Here is a 22,367-nt window from a genome sequence, read left to right on the forward strand (position 1 = left end):
AAGGAAGAGCAGATGCAGAAAGTCAGGAAGGCAGTCATCCCGGTGGCGGGGCTCGGAACGCGGTTCCTGCCGGCGACCAAGTCGATGCCCAAGGAGATGCTGCCCGTCGTCGACAAGCCTGTCGTGCAATATGCCGTCGACGAGGCGTTCGAGGCCGGCATCGAGCACATCGTCTTCGTCACCGGCCGCAACAAGGCGGTCATCGAGGATTATTTCGACCTGCATCCTGAACTGATCGGCACGCTGGAGCAGACCGGCAAGAAGGCGCAGTTGCAGTCGCTGGAGAGCCTGCTGCCGGAGGCCGGCGCCACCTCCTTCATCCGCCAGCAGTCGCCGCAGGGCCTCGGCCACGCCGTATGGTGCGCGCGCGAGGTGATCGGCAATGAGCCTTTCGCGCTGCTGCTTCCCGACATGGTGTCCTTCGGCGCGCGCGGCTGTCTCGCCGAGACGGTCGATCTCTATCAGCGGACCGGCGGCAATGTGATCGCCGTCGAGCGCTGCGAGCCGGCCGAAACCAGCAAATACGGCATTGTCGGCCGCGGCGCCGACGTGGCATCCGGCTTCGAAGTGACGGCGATGGTCGAAAAGCCCGCGCCGGCCAATGCGCCGTCCAATTTCTACATCAATGGTCGCTACGTTCTGCAGCCGGAGATATTTGCCCTGCTTGGCAATCAGCAGCGCGGCGCCGGCAACGAGATCCAGCTCACCGACGCCATGGTTCGCCTGGCTCAGAGCCAGCCTTTTTACGCTCAGCCTTTCGACGGTCGCATGTTCGACTGCGGCTCCAAGGAGGGCTTCATCGAGGCGACCATCGCCTTCGCCCTGGCGCGCGACGACATGGAGGGCCCTGTCTTCGAGATGCTGCAGCAATTTGTCCGGTCGCATGAGCGCCGGGAAGTAGCCGCATAATGCCCATCTTTCGGGTGCATATGCGGTTTCGCGATGGCGCGACAGCCACACCAGCGCCCGGGCCTTCCGGCCCGGCGCATCCTGGCAGCAACGTTGCGCGGTCTTTTCTGGTCACGACGCCGATCTACCAAGGCCGATAGCGCCTGCAACCTGGAATTGGACCGAAAATGAACTATGCCACCTTCCCCCTCGACAAGAGGATGCCGTTGCCCAGCACCGATCCGGAAAAGGGTGAAGACTTCATCGATATCGAGCGTCTGCTTGGCATGGCCGCCCGACAGGCCAAGGTGGTGGCGGTCTGCGCCATTATCGGTCTGTGCCTGGGCGTCATCTATCTGCAGACTACGCCCAAGCAGTATACGGCGGTCGCCAGCGTTTTGATCGATGAAGGGCTGAACAAGGTCGTCGACGACATCTCGGCGGCGAGCGCCACGGTGCAAACGGACGCGACGATTCTCAGCCAGATAGAGGTTCTCAACTCGGCGCGGCTGGCGTCTGTGGTGGTCGACAAGCTGAAGCTCGATCAGAACCCGGACTTCATGAGCCCGCCGCAGTCGGCTTTGGCCAAGGGTGTGGGGTTCCTGCGCAGTATTGTCGGCTATTTCCGCGGCAGCTCGGCAAGCGAGCTCCCCGGCATCGAGAATGTCGACGCCGCGACGCGCGAAGCCATGATCAAGACCGCGACCCACGACTACGCGGTTCTCATGCTGCAGACCGGGTTGCTGGCGGATCGCGTCGGCCGTGCCAACGTTATCAGCATCGGTTATCAGTCGACAAATCCGGCACTCGCCACGGCCATCACCAAGGCCTATGCCGACGCCTATCTGGCCGACCAGCTCAACGCCAGCTTCGACGCCACCGAGCGCGCGGCCTTGTGGCTGCAGGGCCGGCTCACGGAGTTGCGTGAAAGCTCTCAGCGGGCAGCTATGGCCGTCGAGAAGTTCAGGGCCGAACATGGATTGTCTGCCAACAGCGACGGACAACTCCTGAGCGACAAGCAGCTCGCCGATCTCAACGCACAGCTCATCGTCGCCCAGGCCGATACCGCCAGAGCCAGCGCCCGCTATCAGCAATACAAGGCGATCGTCGAAAGCGGTTCCGAAAGCGCCTTCAACGATTCGGCCATCGGCGCCGACCAGCCGAGCAGCTCGGTCATCATCGCGCTCAAGACCCGCTATCTGGCCATTGCCAAGCGCCTGCAGGACGTCGAGACGAATTTTGGCAAGGATCACCCGCAAGCGGTCGCGCTGGCCAAGGAAAAGGCCGATGTCTCGGCGCAGATCTTCGGCCAGTTGAAACAGCTCACCGAAAGCTACCGCAACGATTTCGAGGTGGCGCAGGCGCGCGAAACGGCTTTGCGCGACAAGATTTCCACCGCCGCCGGCAAGAGCTCGATCGACAACCAGTCGCAGGTGAAGCTCAAGGAGCTTGACCAGCAGGCACAGGCGCTCACCACGCTCTATCAGACCTTCCTCAGCCGCTATGAGGAAGCTTCGCAGCAGCAATCCTTCCCGGTCGGCAAGGTCCGCATCATTTCCGACGCGACGATGCCGCTCGCGGCTTCCAGCCCGCGCACCTTGCGCGTGCTGGCGCTCTCGCTGGTGCTCGGCCTGATGCTTGGCGCCGGCTTCGGCGGCCTCAACGAGTTCAACGAGCGCTTCTTCAGGACGGGCGAGGACGTTCGCGACCGCGTCGGCCTGAAATTCCTCGGTTATCTGCCGACGATCGGCGGCGGCAAGGCCAAGGATACCAAAGCCGACGACCTGCCGGCCGACGGCAAGGTGGCCAGCCTCTCCGCGGCTGAGAGACGGGCGCGCATGCGCGTCAGCATCGACGCCCCGGCTTCGATGTTCGCCGAGACGCTGCGTAACGCCAAAATCGCCTTCGACGTGGTGATGGAAGACCGCGGCAGCCGGGTCATCGGCGTCATTTCGGTGCTGCCTGGAGAAGGCAAGTCGACGGTGGCCGCGAATCTCGCCGGCCTGCTCGCGGCCAACGGTGCCAAGACCTTGCTCATCGACGGCGACCTGCGCAATCCAGGCCTGAGCCGCAGCCTCGGCATGGAGGCCGAGCAGGGCCTGATGGAAGCGGTGGTCAATGGCCAGACCTGGCAGTCCGTCGGCAAGGTCGATCGTCAGACCAAGCTGGCGATCATTCCCGCCGTGCTGCGCGGCCAGTTCTCGCACACCAGCGAGCTTCTGGGCTCGGCCGGCATGCGGCGCTTCATCGAAAACGCCAAGGAGACGTTCGAATACATCATCGTCGACCTGCCGCCGCTCGGGCCCGTCGTCGACGCCAAGGCCTTCGCGCCGCTGGTCGATGGCTTCGTCCTGGTCACCGAATGGGGCCGCACGCCCCGCAACATGGTGCGCTCGATGCTGGAATCCGAGCCCTATATCGCCAATAAGGTGATCGGCGCGGTGCTCAACAAGGTTGATCTGAAGAAGCTGGCGAAATACGGCTCGCTCGGCGGCTCGGAAAGGTTCTTCGACCGCTATTCGAGCTACTATCTGGAAAAATCGGAGCAGCGTCCCAAGCAGGCCGCCTGAGGCGTGTTTCCGTTCGGAGAGACAGAGATCGGGGGCGGTTCAGCCTAGAGCATGATGCCGAAAAGTGTGGAGCGGTTTTCGGACGACATCATGCTCTATCTCTTTGATTTAGAGCCGGATTCAGATTTCAGGTCGACTCGACCTGAAATCATCCGGCTCTAGGAGCGTGAACCGTCCTAATCCCGCGAAGACAGCAGCCGGCCGTATTTGCCGACGATCCTGAGCGCCGTCAGTCGTCCCGTTTGAAAGGCGCCGGTGTCGATATCGAGGCGGCGTCCGTCGAGTGTCGGAACATTCACGATCGTGTGTCCGTGCACCACCCAGCGGTCGAGACGGTGCGCCGCCTGGAAGAACTCCTCGCGGATGTTGAGCAGATCGCCCTCGTCTTGCGCCTCGAGCGCCAGGCCGGGACGGATGCCGGCATGCACGAAGACGAAATGCTCGGAGCAGACCATCGCCGGCAGCGTGCGCAGGAACTCGACATGGCTGGCTGGAATGGCCTCGCGTATGCGCGCATCGGCCTGCTCGCTCGAACCGTAGAGGCTTATCAGCCGGTCAGGGTCAACGCCGTAGGAGAACAGGGTTTCGCGGCCGCCATAGCCGAGCCAGGTTTCACGCGAGAGATGACCATCCAGATAGAGGAGCAGCGCGACTTCATGATTTCCCACGAGGCAGATGCGCTGGAAGCCCTTCGGCGGCGGCGCCATCAGATGGTCGATCACGCGCCGCGACTGCGGCCCGCGGTCGATATAGTCGCCCAGCATGATGATGATCTTGCGACCGCGGAAGCGCTGCGCATCGATCTGGATCTTTTGCTCCAGCGCGCGCAGTTCGTCGTGGCAGCCGTGCACGTCGCCGATTGCGTAGACGACCATATCGCGCATGTCCATGACGAGGCGCTCGCGTGGCGCGGGTCGAGGGCGTCTCGATCGTTGGAAAAGATTCACGGATTGAGGCTCGGCTACTTGCACTGATCTGCGCCTCGATATCATGCCGAATGCAAACAATTCCACACCGGCGCGCGATCGGCAGTCGCGTCGTCAGGCGACCTTCAACCGATAGCGGAACAGCGTGTGGTCCAAGAGCAGCCGGATGCGCGGCTCGGCCTCGGTCGCAATAGCGGCCAGATAAGGCACGCCGGCGCGCATCAGGGCGCCGAGCATCGCCGCGCCGACGACATCATGGATGAGATAGAGCGGATAGGTCATCAGCCCGATCCGCCGCCAGCCGGGCCAGGAAAAGTCGGGGCGCAGCGACAACGCCATCAGCGCGACAGCCGCCATATAGTGATAGAACATCACCATGACGGCAGCCGGGAACCGCAGTATGTCGACGCCGCCGAATGTCGTCTTGTGCTGGGCCATGCCGTACCTTCGGTATGGCCCCCCACGCAAATTTTAAAGTTTATTGCTGCGTTGCACAATAAGCGATTGCAGTGCGGGACAAATTGGTGAATTGATCCTTAACGCGGTCGTCTGCCGGCGACTACACCCCGATGCCGCGTCCCTTCAGCGCCGCCGTGATCTCGTCCAGGATCGCCGGATCGTCGATCGTCGCCGGCATTGTCCATTCCTCCTTATCGGCGATCTTCTGCATCGTGCCGCGCAGTATCTTGCCGGAGCGGGTCTTGGGCAGCCGCTTGATCGTCACCACGGTCTTGAAGGCGGCAACCGGGCCGATCCGCTCGCGCACCAGCCCTACAACCTCACCTTCGATCGCGCCGCTATCGCGCGACACGCCGGCATTGAGCACCACGAAGCCGAGCGGCACCTGGCCCTTCATGGCATCGGCAATGCCGATGACCGCGCATTCGGCGACATCGGGATGGGCCGCCAGCACCTCTTCCATGGCGCCGGTCGAGAGCCGGTGGCCGGCGACGTTGATGATGTCGTCGGTGCGGGCCATCACATAGAGGTAGCCGTCCTCGTCCATCATGCCGGCGTCGGCCGTCTTGTAGTAGCCGGGGAACTCCTCGAGGTAAGCCTGGCGGAAACGGGCGTCGGCGTTCCACAGCGTCGGCAGGCAGCCGGCGGGCAGCGGCAGCTTGACCACGACATTGCCGAGCGTGCCGCGCGCCACCTCGTGGCCGGCATCGTCGAGGATGCGAATGTCGTAGCCCGGCATCGGCACGCCGGGCGACCCGTATTTCACCGGCAAAAGCCCGAGCCCCGCCGGATTGATCGTCATCGGCGAGCCGGTCTCGGTCTGCCACCAATGGTCGATGACGGGACGGTCGAGCTTCTGCTCCGCCCATTTTATCGTTTCGGGGTCGGCGCGCTCGCCGGCAAGGAACAGCGTGCGGAACTTCGACAGGTCGTATTTCGGCACGAACTCGCCCCTGGGATCCTGCCCCTTGATGGCGCGGAAGGCGGTCGGCGCGGTGAACAGCGCTACCACGCCGTGCTGCGAGATCACCCGCCAGTAGGTGCCGGCGTCCGGCGTGCCGATCGGCTTGCCTTCGAACAGCACGCTGGTGCAGCCATGCAAAAGCGGCCCGTAGACGATATAGGAATGGCCGACCACCCAGCCGACATCGGAAGCCGCCCAGAACACTTCACCCGGCTTGACGCCGAACTCGTGGTCCATGGTCCATTTCAGCGCGACCATGTGGCCGCCATTGTCGCGCACGATGCCTTTCGGCTGGCCGGTCGTGCCGGAGGTGTAGATGATGTAGAGCGGGTCAGTGGCTAAAACCGGCACGCAATCGACATTGGCGCCGGCGGCGCGTTCGCGCGCAACCGCATCGGCATAGTCGAAGTCGTAATTGTCCTTCATCTCGCAGCGCAGCTGCTCGCGCTGCAGGATGAGGCAGGCGTCAGGCTTGTGCTTCGACATCTCGATCGCCTTGTCGAGCAGCGGTTTGTAGGCGACGACACGGCCTGGCTGCAGGCCGCAGGAGGCGGTGATGATCAGCTTCGGCTTGGCGTCGTCGATGCGGGTGGCGAGCTCGTGCGAGGCGAAGCCGCCGAACACCACCGAATGCACGGCGCCTAGCCTCGCGCAGGCGAGCATGGCGATAGCGGCTTCCGCCACCATCGGCATGTAGATGATGACGCGGTCGCCCTTGTCGATGCCGCGATGCCTCAGCACCGAGGCCAGCGCGACGACCTCGCGCTTCAATTCGGCATAGGTGAATGTCCGGATTGTGCCGGTGATCGCGCTGTCATGGATCAGCGCCAGCTGGTCGGCGCGGCCGTCCGCGACATGGCGGTCGATTGCGTTATGGCAGGTGTTGCAGGTGGCGCCGGTGAGCCAGCGTCCATAGACGCCGGCTTTCGGATCGAAGACCTTTTCGGCCGGCCTATACCAGTCGATCGCCTTCGCCGCCTCGGCCCAGAACCCTATGGGGTCGCTTTTCCAGCCCTCATAGACTTCGTGATAGCGTGAGGCCATCCGCCTTCCTCCCAAGAAACGTTCTGCCGCCCTGCCATAGACTAAGCCGCGCGTGGCGGCCATGTCTTCCTGCATTTTGGTCGACATCGCCGGCAAACGTCTCTGTTCGGCGCCTTCGGTGGAGGCGTCGCCGTCACGGTCCGAGATATCAGCCGGCTTAAAGCGGCAGCGCCGCCAGCATCAGCCCGACGCCGCCGGCGATCAGGATGGCCGCCGCAAGCGCCTTCCGATGGCGCTCGAACGCCGTCGGAGCCCGTTCCCAATTGTAACGCATACAGATCACTCCCCAAAGCCCGGCGGACTCATAGCTTACTTAGGGGAAGCAAGGCAAGACTTCGCTAATATTGCCTGCTAGCGGGCAGACACCTGCAGGGTCGATCGTCCTCCTTCGCTATGCATGGCGATGGACAGCCTTGCGGCGCCGCGCTAATTGCTTTTTCAGCGAAGGGAGCGGGCGGATGGCTGAAATCGGCTCTGAAACGGTGCTGCGCATGGCGGACGATGCGTCCGTGCAGCATGTCGGCGATGGCGCGGTCGTGCTTTTGGCGCGCAGCGGTCAGCTTTACACCTGCAACGACACGACCGAGGCTTTTCTCGACAAGGTGAACGGCGCGCGCAAGCTCGACCAGATCGTCGATCTGCTGTCGGAGGAATTCGAGATCGACAAGGCAACGCTCGATCAGGATATGGCCGAATTGGCCGCCGAGCTGGTGGCTGAAGGCATCCTCGCCGACCCGGACGCGTGATGGCCGACGGACCGGTCCTGCGCGCCTTGTTCCGCGTCCATTTGTGGCTCAGCGCCCGGCTGATGCCGGTGCTGGTCGGCCGGCGCGATTTCGAAAGCGTGTTGAAACTGGCGCCGCTGCAGTCGCCCGCACCCTATCGCGACTTGCCCTGGACCTACATCGTCCATCGCGTCAAGCGGACGGTGCGACGCCCCTGGCTGATGCGCGACCGCAGATGCCTTCGCGAAGGTCTGCTCGGCTTCCGCTTTCTGCGCATGGCCGGTCTTGATCCAGAGCTGCGTTTCGGCGTCGACGCCAAGTCGATGCACGAGCCTCGCCTGTCGGCGCATTGCTGGGTCTGCCTCGACGGCACGCCGGTGATCAGCGACAGCCAGCCCGGCATGGTGGAGATCTACCGCCACCCGGCCAGCATGAAGGCGCCAGCCGCTTGAGCAACCAGACCTTCCGCTATGATCTCAACGGCCAGGTCATAGGCATCACCGCCGCGCGTGCCGATCTGTGGCCGAGCTTCGACCTGATGCTCGGCGCCCTGCGTATGAACGAGCCTGTCCAGCCCGGTTTTCGCGTCGACATTGTCGAAACGCTTGAGTTGCACGAGAACCCCGAAGGAAAGCTGGCTTTCGACGGCGAAGTGCCGCTGGATGGCCATTGCCGGATGATCGACGCCGGACGCGCCTTCCATCTCGTCTTTCCGGGCCAGCAGACGCTGTCGATCCACGACGGCGAGAGCCGGGCCGAAATCCGTCTTCATCCCGACAGCAAGATCAAGTGGACTTTGCTGATGATGGTGCTGGATGCAGCACTCGACGCGGACGGCCAGCATATGCTGCACACCGCGGGTCTCACCTTGCCTGGAAAGGACGCCCTGGTTCTCATTCATGCGCCAAGCGGCACGGGCAAGTCCACCACATCGCTCGCGCTTGCCTCGCGGGGCTTCGGCCTCTGCTCGGACGACGTGATGATCCTCGACGCAAGCGCGCAGGGCATCACGGCCTGGGGCATGCCGCGCAAGGTGAAGGTCCACCGCAACACGGCGGCGATGCTGCCCTTCGTCGCGCCCTGCCTGGGCGAGAAGTGGGACGCCGAGGGCGAGCAATCCGTTTCGCTGGACCGCCTTGGCGAAATCATCCGTGTCGAGGATGTGCGCGCCAGGCCCGTCGCGGCGCTCTTGCACCTTGCACGCTCGGCAGACGCCGAGACCCGGCTGCTGCCGATGGCCAGGACAGATGCCATGGTGGCTTTGGCCACCGACAATGTAAGGACCGGCATGACCGGCCTGCTGTCGCTGCAGAAAAGGCGCATGGCGACGATCGTGGCACTGGTGCAGGCGGTGCCGACCTTCACGCTGGAAGTCGGGGCAAGGCCGGTCGAGGCGGCGGCGCTGATCCAGGCTGCGGTTGAGATTTAGCTGTGAGTGAGTTTCCTCTCTCAGGCTGGATATGGTCGCGGCCGCGCCAGCCTCTGCACCCAGCGGAAGGCATCGCGGCTGAGGCGCGACCGCAGCTTCTCGCGCGAATTGACGCGAAGCAGCATGTTGCCGGTGATCAGCCATTTCGCCAACCGTATCGAGAGGTCCGGCTTGATGCGGTCGGCAAGCTCGATCGCGCGCGGCGCGCCGAACAGGCGTCCGGTGACGTTGAGGACCGTGGCCAGCTCGAGCTCGATGCCGGTCATGCGGGCGGCATCGAGCAGCCGCGCTTCCTCTTGAGGCGATTTCAGCGCCCGCACGCCTTGCAGCACGTCGACGCAGAGCTGCAGGCGGTGGAACTTGTGGCCGCCGGCGGCATGGACGATGGCGATGGTGAGCAGCGCGGCCGGTGTGTCGGTTTCGCCGCCGTCGATCGCCTGCAACTCGCGAAAGCCAAGCGACAGGCGTCTGCGCATGACGGTGTCGTGCACCAGATTGCCATGCAATTCGATCAGCAGGCTGGAGTTCTCTTTCTCCAGCCATTTGAATTCCTGCAGCTCGTGCGACTCGGCCTCGTCGCTGCCGAGCTCGAAGCCGCATTCGCCGATGGTCTTGTTGGCCTCATCGATGCTGGCGGGGTCGACGAGAATGTCGATGTCGGTGAAGGGACGGTCCGCAACCTGGCTATAGAGCTTGCGCGCGAACACCGGTCCCTTGACGATCCGGGCCGGCACGCCCTTTGCCGCCAGCGCCTTCATGATGCGGTCGCCGTGGTACTGCAACAGCATCGATTGGCCGGTCGCCATCGTCGCCTCGTCGCGCAACTCCGACAACTTCCGCTGCAAGGCTGCGTCCTGCGGCAGTTGAGCGTCGCCGATTTGCCGGAGTTTGCGCAGCATGATTGGCAGCACACCATGGAACTCGGCGTTGACGAGCAGCGCCAGCAGGGTTGCGGCTGCAATATCCCGGCCGACAGCAGGCAGTGCTTCGGGGTCGGCAAAGGTCAGCAGCAGCTTTTCATCGGCAGGCGCAAGAGAAGGCAGCATCAACCCGGGCGGCGTTCGAACGACAGGAACAAGCCATGCTTACAGAAAAGCACGCCGGAAACCAGTGCGGCGGCAGAGCCAGCTTGTGAGTTTGACTTTCCGAGCGGATCGTCCATTCTCCGGATTCGATCCGGAGGGTGTTGGAAATGACGAAAAAGAAATATGCGGCGCCTTTGCTGCGCAAGGCTGGAAAACTGTCCAGCGTGGTGGCCGTGGCGTCACCGGCGTTTTGAGGCGTTCGGGCTTCGGTTTTGGCTGAAGCTGGCTACATCCCCCAGCGCAGCGCCGCCGTGTGTACCGGCGCGTCCCAAAATGCCGACGTTTCGTCGTCCAGCATGGTCAGCGTGATCGAGCATCCCGCCATGTCGAGCGAGGTCACATAGGACCCGACCAGCGAGCGGACCACTGTCACGCCCTGCCTCTCGAACATCCTGCGGGCGCTGTTGTACATCAGATAAAGCTCCATGGACGGCGTGCCGCCGAAGCCGTTGACGAACAGCAGCGCCGGTCCTTTGGCGCGATCGCCGAGGTCGCCGGCAATCGCCGCACAGACCTCCTCGGCGATGGCGTCGGCGCTCTTCAGCGCGTCGCGCCGCCGGCCGGGCTCGCCGTGGATGCCCACGCCGAATTCCATCTCGCCGTCGCCGATCTCGAAGGTCGGCCTGCCGGCGGCGGGCACCGTGCCGCTGGTCAGCGCCACGCCCATCGAGCGCGTCGCGGCGTTGACGCGGTCGCCCAGCGCCTTGAGCGCGGGCAGCGGCATGCCTTGCTCGGCGGCCGCGCCGACGATCTTTTCCACCACCAGCGTGCCGGCGACGCCGCGCCGTCCGGTCGTGTAGGACGAGTTCTCGACCGCGACGTCGTCATTCGTCACCACCTGCAGCACGCCATCCGCCATCTCTGCCGCCATGTCGAAATTCATCACATCGCCTTCGTAGTTCTTGACGATGAACAGGCAGCCGGCGCCGGTATCGACGTCCCGCACGGCCGCCAGCATCTGGTCGGGCGTGGGCGAGGTGAAGACCTGGCCGGGGCAGGCGGCGTCCAGCATGCCGTGGCCGACAAAACCGCCATGCAGCGGCTCGTGGCCGGAGCCGCCGCCCGAGATCAGCGCCACCTTGCCCGGCTTCAACGCCCTGCGGCGGATGAATTTGTGCTCGTCGCCAAGCACAAGGATATCGGCATGGGCGGCTGCGAAGCCATCGAGGCTCTCGGTCAGGACCGTGTCCACCGAATTGATGAATTTCTTCATGGCAGTCCTCCCGACGTCTTAGTTTACGCAATTCCGAACGGAAAACCGCTGGACACTTTTCCTGGAATTGCTCTTGCTCAGCCGCTGCCCTTGCCGGCGATGCTGGTTATTTTCTGGATGAATTCGTTGATCGCCCGGTCGAGCGCGGCGTTCTGCCTGTCGTCGCCGAAATCCGGCACGATGAGCGAGACGTGGCGCGTCTTGCGCGGCCCCGAGGCTACGGGCGCCTTGCCGGGATGCGCCTGGTGATAGGCGGCCATGAACTGGTCGCGCTCGGCCTGGCTGAAGTGGCAGACGGAAAAGATCGACGGCAGATGCCTTGACGGGATCGGGATCGAATAGGCCGGGCTGGAAATCTGGGTGACGAAGCTGCGGTGCTTGCCGAGCGCGTCGGCAAGCCGCTGGCGCATACCCGACGGACGCTGGTCGATCACCTGCGACAGGATTGTCTTGTAGGCGCGGATCGCCTCCTCCGAGCCTGTTTCCGATATCTTCTCGGTCCTGGCCATGCCGCGTCTACACCGCAACGTCTGCGATGGCCGCCTTGGCCATGGCGAGTTGCGCAGGGGCGACCGACAGGTCGCGCAAGCCGGCCTCGAGCAGGGCCGGGATGGCTGCCGGATCGCCGCCCGCGTCGCCGCATAGGCTGACCGGAATACCTCTCTCACGTCCGAAGGCGGTGACCGCAGCGATCAGCCGCAGCACCGCCGGGTTGCGGACGGAGTTGAGATGCGCGACCGCCGCGTTGTCCCGCGCGGCCGCCATCACGTATTGCGTCAGGTCGTTGGAGCCGATCGAGAAGAAGGCGACATCGGCGAAGGCTTCCGGCGCCAGCGCGACGGACGGCACCTCGACCATGATGCCGAGCGGCGGAAGCCTGTGCGCGACGCCCTGCGCGGCAAGCGCGGCTTGTTCTTCCGCGAACAGCGCGGCGGCTTGGCTGTACTCCTCGGGCGTGGCGATCATCGGGAACATCACCTTCAGATTGCCGTGGATGGCGGCGCGCAGCAATGCCCGTATCTGCACGCGAAAAATGTCGCGCCGCTTAAGCGAAAGCCTTATGCCGCGCAGACCGAGAAACGGGTTGGTTTCCTCGACGGTGAAACCCGGCACCGGCTTGTCGCCGCCGGCATCGACGGTGCGGATGGTCACCGGCTTGTCGCCTGCCCATTCCAGCACATTGCGATACGCACGGTATTGCGTCTCCTCATCCGGCACTGTCTTACCGAACAGGAACTCCGTGCGCATCAGGCCGACGCCGTCGCAGCTTTCGATCTCGATGCCGTCGACATCGGAAGGGTAGGCGATGTTGACCTGGACGCGCACGGCGGTGCCGGCCTTGGTCACCGCCGGCTCCGTCAGGAATGTCCGCGCAGCGCCCTGGCGGTCGGCGAAGGTGGAGGCGGACTGCCGGAAGGCTTCGATCTCGGCGGGCGAGGGCGAAAAGACGATCGCGCCGCGTTCGGCATCGAGCAGCGCGACACCGGTGCGCGTTTCACCCTCATCGCCGAGACCGACAACCATCGGCACGCCGCGCGAGCGCGCCAGCATAGCGACATGGCTGGCGGTGCTGCCGCGCCTGAGCGCGATGCCGCCGCCCTTGCTCCAATCGGTTTCGAGGAAGCGCGTCGGCGCGATGTCGTCGCCATAAAGGATCGCGCCCGGCGGTGTCGCGGCCTCGCTGTCCTCGCTCAACGCCCGCAGCACCTGGTCGCGGATGTCGCGCAAATCCGCGGCGCGGGCACGGAAATAGTCCTGGTCCGACGTTTCATAGCTGGCGATCTCGCTGTCCAGCGCCGCGCGCCAGGCGGCGTCCGCCGGCTGTCCGGAACCGATCGCCGACAAGGCCGGACCGCTCAGCGCGTCGTCCTCCAGCATGGCGATGTGGAATTCGAGAATGCCGGCGGCGTCGCCATTGGCGGTTTCGATCAGCGCCGCCAGCCGGCCGACGGCCTTGCCGATTGCGCTCACCAATGCGGCTTGTTCTTCGTCGGAGCTCGCCTTGGCCTTGTAGCTGGCCGGAGGCTGGTCGAGGTCGAACAGCGGGCCTTCGGCGTAGCCGGGAGAGGCGGGGATACCCTCAATCCGCATGGCTCGCATTCCTTGCGGGCCTGGCGACATTCAGATCGGTCTCAAGCGGACCGGGCATGATCCGCGTCCTCGTCGAAGTCACGCTGCACCAGATCGACCAGCGCCTTCACCGCCTGGGTCGAGCCATCGCCCTTGGCGCGGATATGCAGCATGGTCCCTTTCGGCGCCTTGGCCGCCATCACCTTGACGATGCTCTTGGCGTCGAACCAGGGACCGTTGGCCGCCACCGCCACTTCCACCTCGGCCGCGAACGACTTGGCGAGTTTGGTGAACTTCACCGAAGGGCGCGCATGCAGCCCCACCGCGTGGGTGATCAGGACCGTTGCTTCGGCGGATGCGGACATTCAGTCGGTTCCCGTTCGTTCACGACGGCGACAATTCATGCGCCGTCGCCACCACTTCCTTGAGCGAGGCGCCGCCGGAGGATTCGGTCGCCGCCATCACCGCGCCCTCGACGATCGGCGCGTTGCAGACGACTATTCTGTGGGAGCGCGGCTCGCCGATCATCTCGACCGCCATCTCCGAGTTGGTCTCGGCGCCACCGAGATCGACCAGTATGGCGACGCCCGCGTCCGACCAGGCCTTGTCGATCGCGTTCATGATCGCCTCGACGCTGGTGCCGAGGCCGCCATGGCCGTTTCCGCCGCACCATGCAAGCGGCACTTCGTCGCCCACCATCTGGCGCACCATGTCGGCCGTGCCCTCGGCGACCAGGGGCGAATGCGACACGATGACGATACCGACATTGCTCATCAAATGCCCTCGACAGTTTCGGCGACTGCGCGCACCAGCAGCGCGGTCGAGCGCGCTCCGGCGTCCATATGCCCGATCGAGCGCTCTCCCAGGAAGGAGGCGCGCCCGCGCAGGGCCTTCATCGGCACAGTGGCCTCCGCGGCCTTGTCGGCTGCGTCGGCGATTTCGCTTGCCGACTTGCCTTGCGCCAATGCCTCATACACCGGCGCCAGCACATCGAGCATGGTTTTTTGTCCCGGCTGCGATTTGCCGCGCGCCGCGACCGCCTCGATCGCCTTGCCCAGTGCCGCGACCAAGCCGCTTCGATCCGGTGCTGCCGGCAATTCCTTGCCGAGCGCCATGAACAGCGTGCCGAAGAGAGGCCCGGACGCGCCGCCGACGGTCATTACCAGCTTGGTGCCGACGGCCTTCAGCGCCTCGGGCAGCGGTTTTGCTGAAAAGGCGTCGGCCTCGGCGCGCACGGCCTCGAAGCCGCGCTTCATGTTCAGCCCATGATCGCCGTCGCCGATCGCCTGGTCGAGCGCGGTCAACTCCTCGGCATGCGCCGCGATCGTATCGGCCGCCGCCGCGATCAATCGGGAGAAATCGGCTGCGGCCATTTCCTGTCCTTCATGCCGGGGCGAACAGAGCCGCCACGGCGGCGAAAACTTCGGCGACCGCGAAGGCGCCGGGATCCGCGACGTCAAGCTGTCTGCCGATATAGGCGGAACGCCCGGCCTTTGCTTTCTGCATCGCGGCGGTCGCCTCGGCGCCTTGCCGCGCTGCTTCTGCCGCTGCTTCCGGCCCGCTTGCGTCCAGGGCTTTCAGCGCTGGCTCCAGTGCATCGACCATCGTGCGGTCGCCGATCCTGGCGCCGCCGTAGAAGGTCATCCGGTCGAGCCCGGCAAGCAACGCTTTGCCGAGCGACGCGCCGGTGCCCAGCGATTGCGACGCGGCGGTGAAGAAGATCGACAACAGCACGCCGCTGGAGCCGCCCATCGACGTGCCCAGCGTATCGCCGATTGCGGCAAATGTCGCGGCCTTGTCGGCGAGCGGCAGCGTCTCGATGCGCTCGAAAATGCTGCGCGCCCCCGTCGCCACCGTCGAGCCGGTGTCGCCGTCGCCGGCCTTGGCATCGAGCGCATTGAGCGGCTCTTCGAGCGCGATCAGCTTTTGGCAGACGGCTTTGATCAGCCGCTCGGCGGCCGCATCGCGGCTGGCAGGCTTGCTGGCTGTGCCCATGCCAGGCCTGGCCATCGCGATAACGACTGGCGGACGAACCGGCTTCGCCGGCAGCCAGGCATGCGGGCCGACGGGCGCCAGCAGCGCCGCCTCGCGCTCCGCGTCGAGCTTGAGCAGCGACAGCGAGAAGCCGTTCATGTTGAGCGCCGTCATTAAATGTCCGGGGCCGACGGTCAGCGTCACGGCCTTGGCCAGTGGCGAGGCGAGCACCGCATTTGCGATCAAGGACATCTCGAGCGGCGGCACCGAGCCGAGATTGTTGATCAGCAAGGCGTAGCGGCTGCCGGGATCGAGCCGCGCCGCGAGGCGTTCGGCCATGACAGCGACGAATGCGCCGGCGCTCTGCAGCGCGATGCGCTCGACGCCCGGCTCGCCATGGATGCCGAGGCCGAGCTCGCCATCATCCGCGCCGAAGCGCTCCTCATGCGCCTGTCCGGGGATCGAGCAGGAGGAAAGCGATATGCCGAGCGAAAAGACGTCCTTGGCCGCCGCCCGCGCCGCGGCAGCGACCGATGCAAGGTCATGGCCGCTTTCGGAAAGGTGTCCGGCGATCTTGTGCACGAACAGCGTGCCGGCAACGCCACGCGGCTGCGCAATGTCGGGCAGCGCGATGTCGTCGCCGACGATCACCATCTCGACCGCAAGACCTTCCGCGCGCGCCTTTTCCGCGGCGAGGCCGAAATTGAGCCGGTCGCCGGTGTAGTTCTTGACGATCAGCAGGCAGCCGGCGGGGCCGGTCGTCGCGCGGATCGCCGCCAGCACCGCCTCGACGCTCGGCGAAGCGAAGATCTCGCCGGAGACGGCCGCCGTCAGCATGCCGGCGCCGACGAAGCCGGTATGCGACGGTTCATGCCCCGCGCCGCCGCCGGAAACGATCGCCACCTTCGTCTTGTCCCAGTCGGCGCGCAGCCCGACCTTGATCTCTGGATAGCCGTCGAGGCGGGCGAGCGCGCCCGACCCCACCGTGGCGAGAAAGCCGTCGAGCCCCTCGGTGACGATCGTGTCCTTGCGGTTGAAAAAGTGCTTCATGGATTTCGTCCAGTCCGTATCTGCGGTCGTCAATCAGTTTGCAAATTTGTCGTGCGAGCCGACTACATCAATCTTTGCCCGTCCGAGCCGAAATAGAGCGGCGCCATGTAGCGGATCGTCACCTTATCCCCTTTGGCTAAAGGCGTGTCCGGATCGGTGAGCGTCACCAGCTTCTTCGACCCCACCGTCACATGCAGGTGGTTCTGGTCGCCGAGATGCTCGACCCAGTCGACGACGCCGTCGGCATGGCCGTTCGCTGCCTTCTCGATCGCGAGATGCTCGGTCCGCGCGCCGATCGTCGTCGTTCCGGTCGGGGCGCCGCCGTCGGGCAGCAGTCCGGCCGGCAGAAGGTTGATAGCCGGCTGGCCGAGGCGCGCCGCGACATGAAGATTTGCCGGCTCAGAATAGATCGCGCGCGGCGTGCCGATCTGCGCCAGCATGCCATCGGCGAGGATGCCGATGCGGTCGGCCATGGTCATCGCCTCGATCTGGTCGTGCGTGACATAGAGCATGGTGGCGCCGAGCTCGGACTGGATGCGCTTGAGCTCGAGCCTGAGATCGGCGCGCAGCTTGGCGTCGAGCGAGGACAGCGGCTCGTCCATCAGGTAGATCGCGGGCTTCCTCACCAGGGCGCGGCCGATGGCGACGCGCTGCATCTCGCCGCCGGACAGTTTCGTCGAGCGGTTGTCGAGCTTGTGGTCGATGCGCACCATGCGCGCGACCTCCTCGACACGGCGGCGCACAGCCTCTTCGGGAAACCGCCGCGCCGGCGAGCGCAGCGGGAAGGCGAGATTGTCGAACACCGAAAGATGCGGATAGAGCGAATATTGCTGGAAGACGAAGGCGGTGTCGCGTTCGGCCGGCGACAGCGCCGTCGCGTCGTGGCCGCCGATGTGAATCGTGCCGCTGTCCGGCCGTTCCAGTCCGGCGATCAGCCTCAGCGTCGTCGTCTTGCCGGCGCCGGTCGGCCCGAGCAGCACGACGAATTCGCCGTCCTTGATCGCGAGGTCGAGATCATCGATCGCGACGGTGTCGCCAAAACTCTTGGTCACGCCCTGGATATGAACGTCAGCCATGGCGCGCCTCCGCTGCCTGATCATGCATGGCGGTCCGGACCGCGCGGCCGGAACCCTTCTCGAACAGCGACAGCCGGGCGCCGTTCAGCGCCAGGCCGACCTGTTCGCCGGGGCTGAGATGGATGCCGGCCGGCACGCGCGCCTTGATGATGCCGTCGGCCGTCTCGACCGCAACGATCTGCGTGGTGCCGAGATACTCGGTTCCGTAGATCGCGCCGCGCAGCTTCGAGCCGTCGTCAAAGCGGATATGCTCGGGCCGGATGCCAAGCGCCATGTCGGCGGGCGCGACGTCCTCGCGGACTTCCGGCACCGCCACCTTTGCGCCCTGCACGACGATCTCCTTCGCGCCCCTGGCAAGCCCGCCGCCGAAGCGCAGGAAATTCATTGGCGGCGAGCCGATGAAATCGGCGACGAACATGGTTGCGGGCCGGTCGTAGATTTCGCGCGGCGTGCCGAACTGCTCGATGACGCCGTGATTCATCACCGCAATTTTGTCGGCCATCGACATCGCTTCCATCTGGTCGTGCGTGACATAGACGGTCGTTGCGTGGATGCGGTTGTGCAGCTCGCGCAGCTCATGCACCATCAAATCGCGGAATTCGGTGTCGAGGGTCCCAAGCGGCTCGTCCATGAGGAAACATTTCGGCCGCCGCACAATGGCGCGGCCGAGCGCGACGCGCTGCCGGTCGCCGCCGGCAAGGCCGGAGACGGACTTGTCGAGCAGATGGTCGATGCGCAAGAGCTTCGCCGTCTCCTCGACGCGGCCGCGGATCTCGGCCGACGGCATGCCCTGCGCCAAAAGCGGAAAGCCGATGTTCCGGCGCACATTCATATGCGGGTAGAGCGCGAAGAGCTGGAAGACGAAGGCGATGTCGCGCTCGCGCGCCCGGCGCATGGTGACGTCCTCGCCGCCAAGCAGGATCTTGCCGCCGGTGGGCAGTTCAAGCCCGGCGATCATGCGCAGCGTCGTCGTCTTGCCGCAGCCTGACGGTCCGAGCATGACGAAGAACTCGCCGTCCTCGACGACGAAATTGGAATCCTGGACGGCGACGAATGCGCCGAAGGCCTTCCTCAGATTCTGAACACGGATCTCGGCCATCGTTATTCCGGGAATTTCGAGACGATGATGAACATCACCGTGCCGGCAAGCATGGTGACGAAGGAATAGGTATAGAGCGACAGCGCGAAGGGCTGGAACAGCATCAGGAAGCCGATCGCGATGATCGCGGTCGCGATGTTTTCCATCAGGCCGCGCCTTGCCCAGACGGGCCATGAGGAGCGCTTGGTGGCAACAGAGCGGTTCATGCGTTCCTCCCTTCCTTCCCGTTCAAGGGGAGAAATGGTTGCCAGGTGGTTCCCCCACTCCGTCGCTGCTTCGCAGCGCCACCTCTCCCCCCTCCGGAGGGAGAGGAAGGGAGTCTGGCTGAATGAAGTTCGCGCCCTTCCTCTCCCCCGTCGATCGGGGGAGAGGTGTCGAGCGAAGCTCGACGGAGTGGGGGTCGACTTATTCCCACACTAGTCATTTGCGCACCGCGCCGAAGGTGATGCCGCGCAGCAACTGCTTGCGCAGCAGGATGGTGAAGACGAGGATCGGCACCAGGAAGATGGTCGTGCCCGCCGCCACTGCCGGCCAGTCCTGGCCGCCTTCGCCGATGATGGTCGGGATGAAGGGCGGAGCGGTCTGCGCGGTGCCGGAAGTAAGCAGCGCTGCGAACGCATATTCGTTCCAGGCAAAGATCAGGCAGAAGATGGCGGTCGCGGCGATGCCGGTGGTCGCCTGCGGCAGCACAGTGCGCCAGAAGGCCTGCAGCCGCGTATAGCCGTCGATCATCGCGGCCTCTTCATATTCGCGCGGGATCTCGTCGATGAAGCCCTTGAGCAGCCACACGGCCAAAGAGACGTTGACCGCGGTATAGAGCAGGATCATGCCGAGCGCGGTGTCGGACAGGCCGAGCTCGCGATACATAAGATAGATCGGGATCGCCACCGCGATCGGCGGCATGAAACGCGTCGACAGGATGAAGAACAGAAGGTCGTCGGCCAGAGGCACCTTGAAGCGCGAGAAACCATAGGCCGAGAGCGTGCCGAGGAACACGGCGCAGAAGGTCGAGCCGAAGGCGATGATCAGCGAATTGACGAAGCGCGGCAGGAAGTTCGACGGCCCGGCGATCACCATGTTGCGCTTGCGCACGGTCTCGTCGCAGAAGCCGGTCGCCGGTCCGAGCGACTTGATATAGTCCGGCGTCTGCCTTGTGCGGGTAGTGAACAGGTTGCAATAGCCCTCGATGCTCGGCTGGAAGACGATCTTGGGCGGATAGGCGATCGAATCCGGCGGCGTCTTGAAGCTGGTGGCGAAGATCCACAGCAGCGGCACGATCGAGATCAGCGCATAGGCTATGATGATCGTGCCGGCGATCAGCTTCGCGTTCGACGAGGGCGCAACGACGGAATGGGCAGTGGTCAGGCTCATCTCTGCTTCACCTTGTTGAGCGCCTTGACGTAGATGTTGGCCAGCCCGAACACCGCAACGAACAGGATGATGGCGAAGGCCGAGGAATAGCCGGTGCGCCAGCTTTCGAAAGCCTGCCGCTTCAGCGTGATCGAGGCGACTTCCGTGGTCGAGCCGGGTCCGCCGCCGGTGAGCAGGTTGACCATGTCGAACATCTTGAAATTCTCGATGCCGCGAAACAACACCGCCAGCATGATGAAGGGCAGCGCCATCGGCAGCGTGATCGACCAAAACTGCCGCCAGTTGGAGGCGCGGTCGACCTCGGCCGCCTCATAGATGTATTCGGGAATGGAACGCAGGCCGGCGAGGCAGATCAGCATCACGTAAGGCGTCCACATCCAGGTGTCGACGATGATGATCGCCCACGGCGCCAGCTCGACATTGGACAGCATCTGCACATTCGTCGGCGGAATGCCGGTGACGAATGAGACGACATAGGAAAACAGCCCGATCTGCGGCTCGTAGAGGAAGCGCCAGAAATTGCCGACCACCGCCGGCGACAACATCATCGGTACCAGGATGATGGTGGTCCAGAAGGCGTGGCCGCGAAACTTGCGGTCGATCAGCCAAGCCAGCGTGAAGCCGATGACGGTCTGCAAGAGGATCGTCCAGAACACGAAATGCGCCGTCGTCTGCATGGCGATCCAGATGTCCTGGTCGCCGAGGATGCGCTGGTAATTGGCGAGCCCAAGGTTCTTCACCGCCTCGTTCGGCCGGTTGGCGCGGAAATTGGTGAAGGAGAGATAGATCGCCCAGAACAGCGGGAAGATGTTGATGGCCAACAGCAAAAGGATCGTCGGCGAGATGAACAGCCAGGCGAGGCCCTTGTCGCTGATGCCCCGGATCTTCTTGGCCAACGGTTCCGGTGTTGCCCGGGCAACGTTGTCCGCAGTCCGATCGAGCATGGTAAGTCCTGCTTCGGTCACGGGTAAGTCTCGACTGTGGAATTTATCTGAACTGCGTCCCGTGCCAAGGGCGGCACGGGACGCTGCGGTTGGGCTCGGGAGGAGCCTACATCTTGCCGTCGTCCTGGAAGACCTGCGTCCAGTCCTTGACCAGCCCGTTGAGCGCGTCCTTGGGCGAGCCCTGGCCGGCCACGACATAGTCATGGAAGCGCTTCTGCGAGGCCTGCAGCAGCGGCGCGTAGCTGGGTTCCGCCCAGAAATCCTTCACGATTGCCATCGAGTCGAGGAAGGCCTGCGCATAGGGCTGGCTGGACGGGAATTTCGGATCCTTGACGACGGAGTTCAGGCAGGAATAGCCGCCGAGCGACCACCACTTGGCCTGCACGTCTTTGTTGGCGAACCACTTGATGTATTTCAGCGCCGATTCCTGCTTGTCGGAATAGGAAACCACCGAAATGCCCTGGCCGCCGAGCTGCGCGAACTGGTCGCCGTCGGGACCCTTCGGATTGACGAAGTAACCGATCTTGTCGCCGCCGACATTCTCGTCCTTCTGCAGACCGGGCCAAGTGAAGGCGAAGTTCATGTGCATCGCCACCTGGCCGGATTTGAAGGCGTCGACACCTTCGCCCATGTAGCTGTTTGAGGCGCCGGGCGGCGTGCAGCAGTCATAGAGCGACTTGTAGAATTCCAGCCCCTTCACCGATTTCTCGGAATTGACGAAGCCTTCCATCTCGTAGGGCTTCTTCGGGTTCTCATATTGGAAGCCGTAGCTGTAGAGCACGTCCATGGCACCCATGGTGATGCCTTCCGAGCCGCGCTCGGTATAGATGGAGGCGCCGTAGACGGTCTTGCCGTCGATCTGCCGCTTCTGGAAGAATTCGGCGATCTGCTTCAGCTGGTCGAAGGTGGTCGGCGGGGCGAGGTCCCAGCCATACTTCTCCTTGAATTCCTTCTGCAGCTCGGGCCGCGAGAACCAGTCCTTGCGATAGGTCCAGCCGACGACGTCGCCCATGGCCGGCAGGGCCCAGTAGTTCGGCGTGTTCTTCGGCCATTCCGAATAGCCGACCACGGTCGCCGGCACGAAGTCGTCCATGCTGATCTTCTCCTTGTCGAAGAAGTCGTTCAGCTTCACGTAATGGCCGTTCTCGGCGGCGCCGCCGATCCACTGGCTGTCGCCGATTATCAGGTCGCAGAGCTTGCCATGCGAGTTGAGCTCGTTGAGGAAGCGGTCGGCGTAATTGGTCCACGGCACGAACTCGAATTTCATGCCGATGCCGGTTTCCTTGGTGAAGTCCTTGGACAGTTCCACGAGCGCGTTGGCCGGATCCCAGGCCGCCCAGCACAGCGTCAGGTCTTCCGCATGCGCGACGTTCGAGACGGCTGTCGACGCAAAGATCGCCGAGGCCAGTCCCAACGCCAGTTTCAAGGTCGATTTCATGCCTTACCTCCCATTTGCGAAACGCGTCCGGATGACGGTTTC

Annotated in this window: 22 protein-coding genes; 5 read left to right on the forward strand and 17 right to left on the reverse strand. The window is 64.3% G+C overall.

What is annotated here, in order from left to right; all coding sequences use genetic code 11:
* Nucleotides 1-12 precede the first annotated feature (12 nt).
* A complete protein-coding gene (galU, locus tag FJ425_RS14275; RefSeq protein ID WP_140724330.1) occupies nucleotides 13-909 on the forward strand; it encodes a UTP--glucose-1-phosphate uridylyltransferase GalU in 897 nt (298 codons plus the stop codon).
* A 167-nt stretch (nucleotides 910-1,076) separates the two neighbouring features.
* Complete coding sequence (locus FJ425_RS14280) at nucleotides 1,077-3,458, forward strand: polysaccharide biosynthesis tyrosine autokinase (protein WP_140724333.1); 2,382 nt, start codon at nucleotides 1,077-1,079, stop codon at nucleotides 3,456-3,458.
* Between the two features lie 176 nt (nucleotides 3,459-3,634).
* On the opposite strand, the gene FJ425_RS14285 is transcribed toward FJ425_RS14280, so the two are convergent.
* The 3 genes from FJ425_RS14285 to FJ425_RS14295 form a co-directional block, all read right to left on the reverse strand.
* A complete protein-coding gene (locus tag FJ425_RS14285) occupies nucleotides 3,635-4,348 on the reverse strand; it encodes a metallophosphoesterase (RefSeq protein WP_246677938.1) in 714 nt (237 codons plus the stop codon).
* A gap of 150 nt (nucleotides 4,349-4,498) precedes the next feature.
* Nucleotides 4,499-4,822 (reverse strand): hypothetical protein, encoded by a 324-nt coding sequence (locus tag FJ425_RS14290; RefSeq protein WP_246677939.1) that lies wholly within the window; start codon nucleotides 4,820-4,822, stop codon nucleotides 4,499-4,501.
* Nucleotides 4,823-4,943: 121 nt separating this feature from the next.
* Entirely contained in the window at nucleotides 4,944-6,851 is a 1,908-nt protein-coding gene (locus tag FJ425_RS14295) for a propionyl-CoA synthetase (RefSeq protein ID WP_140724340.1), read from the reverse strand.
* A 458-nt stretch (nucleotides 6,852-7,309) separates the two neighbouring features.
* Here FJ425_RS14295 and FJ425_RS14300 point away from each other — a divergent pair, with 458 nt between their 5' ends.
* The 3 genes from FJ425_RS14300 to FJ425_RS14310 are packed head-to-tail and all read left to right on the forward strand — an operon-like array spanning nucleotide 7,310 to nucleotide 9,005.
* A complete protein-coding gene (locus tag FJ425_RS14300) occupies nucleotides 7,310-7,597 on the forward strand; it encodes a PqqD family protein (protein WP_140628930.1) in 288 nt (95 codons plus the stop codon).
* A complete protein-coding gene (locus tag FJ425_RS14305; protein WP_140544101.1) occupies nucleotides 7,597-8,028 on the forward strand; it encodes a lasso peptide biosynthesis B2 protein in 432 nt (143 codons plus the stop codon). The genes FJ425_RS14300 and FJ425_RS14305 overlap by 1 nt, the downstream gene beginning before the upstream one ends.
* Nucleotides 8,025-9,005, forward strand: coding sequence for a serine kinase (locus FJ425_RS14310; protein ID WP_140628933.1), 981 nt, complete (start codon nucleotides 8,025-8,027; stop codon nucleotides 9,003-9,005). Before FJ425_RS14305 ends, FJ425_RS14310 begins: the two co-directional genes overlap by 4 nt.
* A 20-nt stretch (nucleotides 9,006-9,025) precedes the next feature.
* Here FJ425_RS14310 and FJ425_RS14315 read toward each other — a convergent pair whose 3' ends face one another.
* The 14 genes from FJ425_RS14315 to FJ425_RS14380 all read right to left on the reverse strand — a co-directional run bounded on the left by FJ425_RS14315 (nucleotide 9,026) and on the right by FJ425_RS14380 (nucleotide 22,325).
* A complete protein-coding gene (locus FJ425_RS14315) occupies nucleotides 9,026-10,051 on the reverse strand; it encodes a nucleotidyltransferase family protein (protein WP_140628936.1) in 1,026 nt (341 codons plus the stop codon).
* Between the two features lie 265 nt (nucleotides 10,052-10,316).
* Nucleotides 10,317-11,303 carry a dihydroxyacetone kinase subunit DhaK gene (dhaK, locus tag FJ425_RS14320; RefSeq protein ID WP_140628939.1) on the reverse strand — a complete coding sequence of 329 codons (987 nt, stop codon included), beginning with the start codon at nucleotides 11,301-11,303 and terminating at the stop codon, nucleotides 10,317-10,319.
* Between the two features lie 77 nt (nucleotides 11,304-11,380).
* Entirely contained in the window at nucleotides 11,381-11,812 is a 432-nt protein-coding gene (locus FJ425_RS14325; RefSeq protein ID WP_140724343.1) for a hypothetical protein, read from the reverse strand.
* A gap of 7 nt (nucleotides 11,813-11,819) precedes the next feature.
* Nucleotides 11,820-13,394: a phosphoenolpyruvate--protein phosphotransferase gene (gene ptsP, locus FJ425_RS14330; protein ID WP_181175922.1), complete on the reverse strand. Its 1,575-nt coding sequence runs from the start codon at nucleotides 13,392-13,394 to the stop codon at nucleotides 11,820-11,822.
* 41 nt (nucleotides 13,395-13,435) lie between these two features.
* Nucleotides 13,436-13,738 (reverse strand): HPr family phosphocarrier protein, encoded by a 303-nt coding sequence (locus tag FJ425_RS14335; protein ID WP_140724349.1) that lies wholly within the window; start codon nucleotides 13,736-13,738, stop codon nucleotides 13,436-13,438.
* Nucleotides 13,739-13,757: 19 nt separating this feature from the next.
* Nucleotides 13,758-14,147 carry a dihydroxyacetone kinase phosphoryl donor subunit DhaM gene (dhaM, locus tag FJ425_RS14340; RefSeq protein ID WP_140628950.1) on the reverse strand — a complete coding sequence of 130 codons (390 nt, stop codon included), beginning with the start codon at nucleotides 14,145-14,147 and terminating at the stop codon, nucleotides 13,758-13,760.
* Nucleotides 14,147-14,746 carry a dihydroxyacetone kinase subunit DhaL gene (dhaL, locus tag FJ425_RS14345; protein WP_140724352.1) on the reverse strand — a complete coding sequence of 200 codons (600 nt, stop codon included), beginning with the start codon at nucleotides 14,744-14,746 and terminating at the stop codon, nucleotides 14,147-14,149. Before dhaL ends, dhaM begins: the two co-directional genes overlap by 1 nt.
* 10 nt (nucleotides 14,747-14,756) lie before the next feature.
* Nucleotides 14,757-16,397, reverse strand: coding sequence for a dihydroxyacetone kinase subunit DhaK (locus FJ425_RS14350; RefSeq protein ID WP_140724355.1), 1,641 nt, complete (start codon nucleotides 16,395-16,397; stop codon nucleotides 14,757-14,759).
* 62 nt (nucleotides 16,398-16,459) lie between these two features.
* Nucleotides 16,460-17,473, reverse strand: a complete 1,014-nt coding sequence (locus FJ425_RS14355) for an ABC transporter ATP-binding protein (RefSeq protein WP_140724358.1) — start codon at nucleotides 17,471-17,473, stop codon at nucleotides 16,460-16,462.
* The gene (locus tag FJ425_RS14360) at nucleotides 17,466-18,572 is read right to left on the reverse strand and encodes an ABC transporter ATP-binding protein (RefSeq protein WP_140628963.1); all 1,107 of its coding nucleotides are present in this window, start codon (nucleotides 18,570-18,572) and stop codon (nucleotides 17,466-17,468) included. Before FJ425_RS14360 ends, FJ425_RS14355 begins: the two co-directional genes overlap by 8 nt.
* Before the next feature lie 2 nt (nucleotides 18,573-18,574).
* Nucleotides 18,575-18,778, reverse strand: coding sequence for a hypothetical protein (locus FJ425_RS14365; RefSeq protein WP_140628966.1), 204 nt, complete (start codon nucleotides 18,776-18,778; stop codon nucleotides 18,575-18,577).
* Between the two features lie 214 nt (nucleotides 18,779-18,992).
* The gene (locus FJ425_RS14370) at nucleotides 18,993-19,943 is read right to left on the reverse strand and encodes a carbohydrate ABC transporter permease (protein ID WP_140544069.1); all 951 of its coding nucleotides are present in this window, start codon (nucleotides 19,941-19,943) and stop codon (nucleotides 18,993-18,995) included.
* Nucleotides 19,940-20,887, reverse strand: coding sequence for a sugar ABC transporter permease (locus tag FJ425_RS14375; RefSeq protein ID WP_140544131.1), 948 nt, complete (start codon nucleotides 20,885-20,887; stop codon nucleotides 19,940-19,942). The genes FJ425_RS14370 and FJ425_RS14375 overlap by 4 nt, the downstream gene beginning before the upstream one ends.
* Nucleotides 20,888-20,993: 106 nt before the next feature.
* Nucleotides 20,994-22,325 (reverse strand): ABC transporter substrate-binding protein, encoded by a 1,332-nt coding sequence (locus tag FJ425_RS14380; RefSeq protein WP_140628969.1) that lies wholly within the window; start codon nucleotides 22,323-22,325, stop codon nucleotides 20,994-20,996.
* Nucleotides 22,326-22,367: the final 42 nt, after the last annotated feature.

The sequence above is a fragment of the Mesorhizobium sp. B2-7-2 genome (assembly GCF_006440775.1).
Lineage (GTDB): Bacteria > Pseudomonadota > Alphaproteobacteria > Rhizobiales > Rhizobiaceae > Mesorhizobium.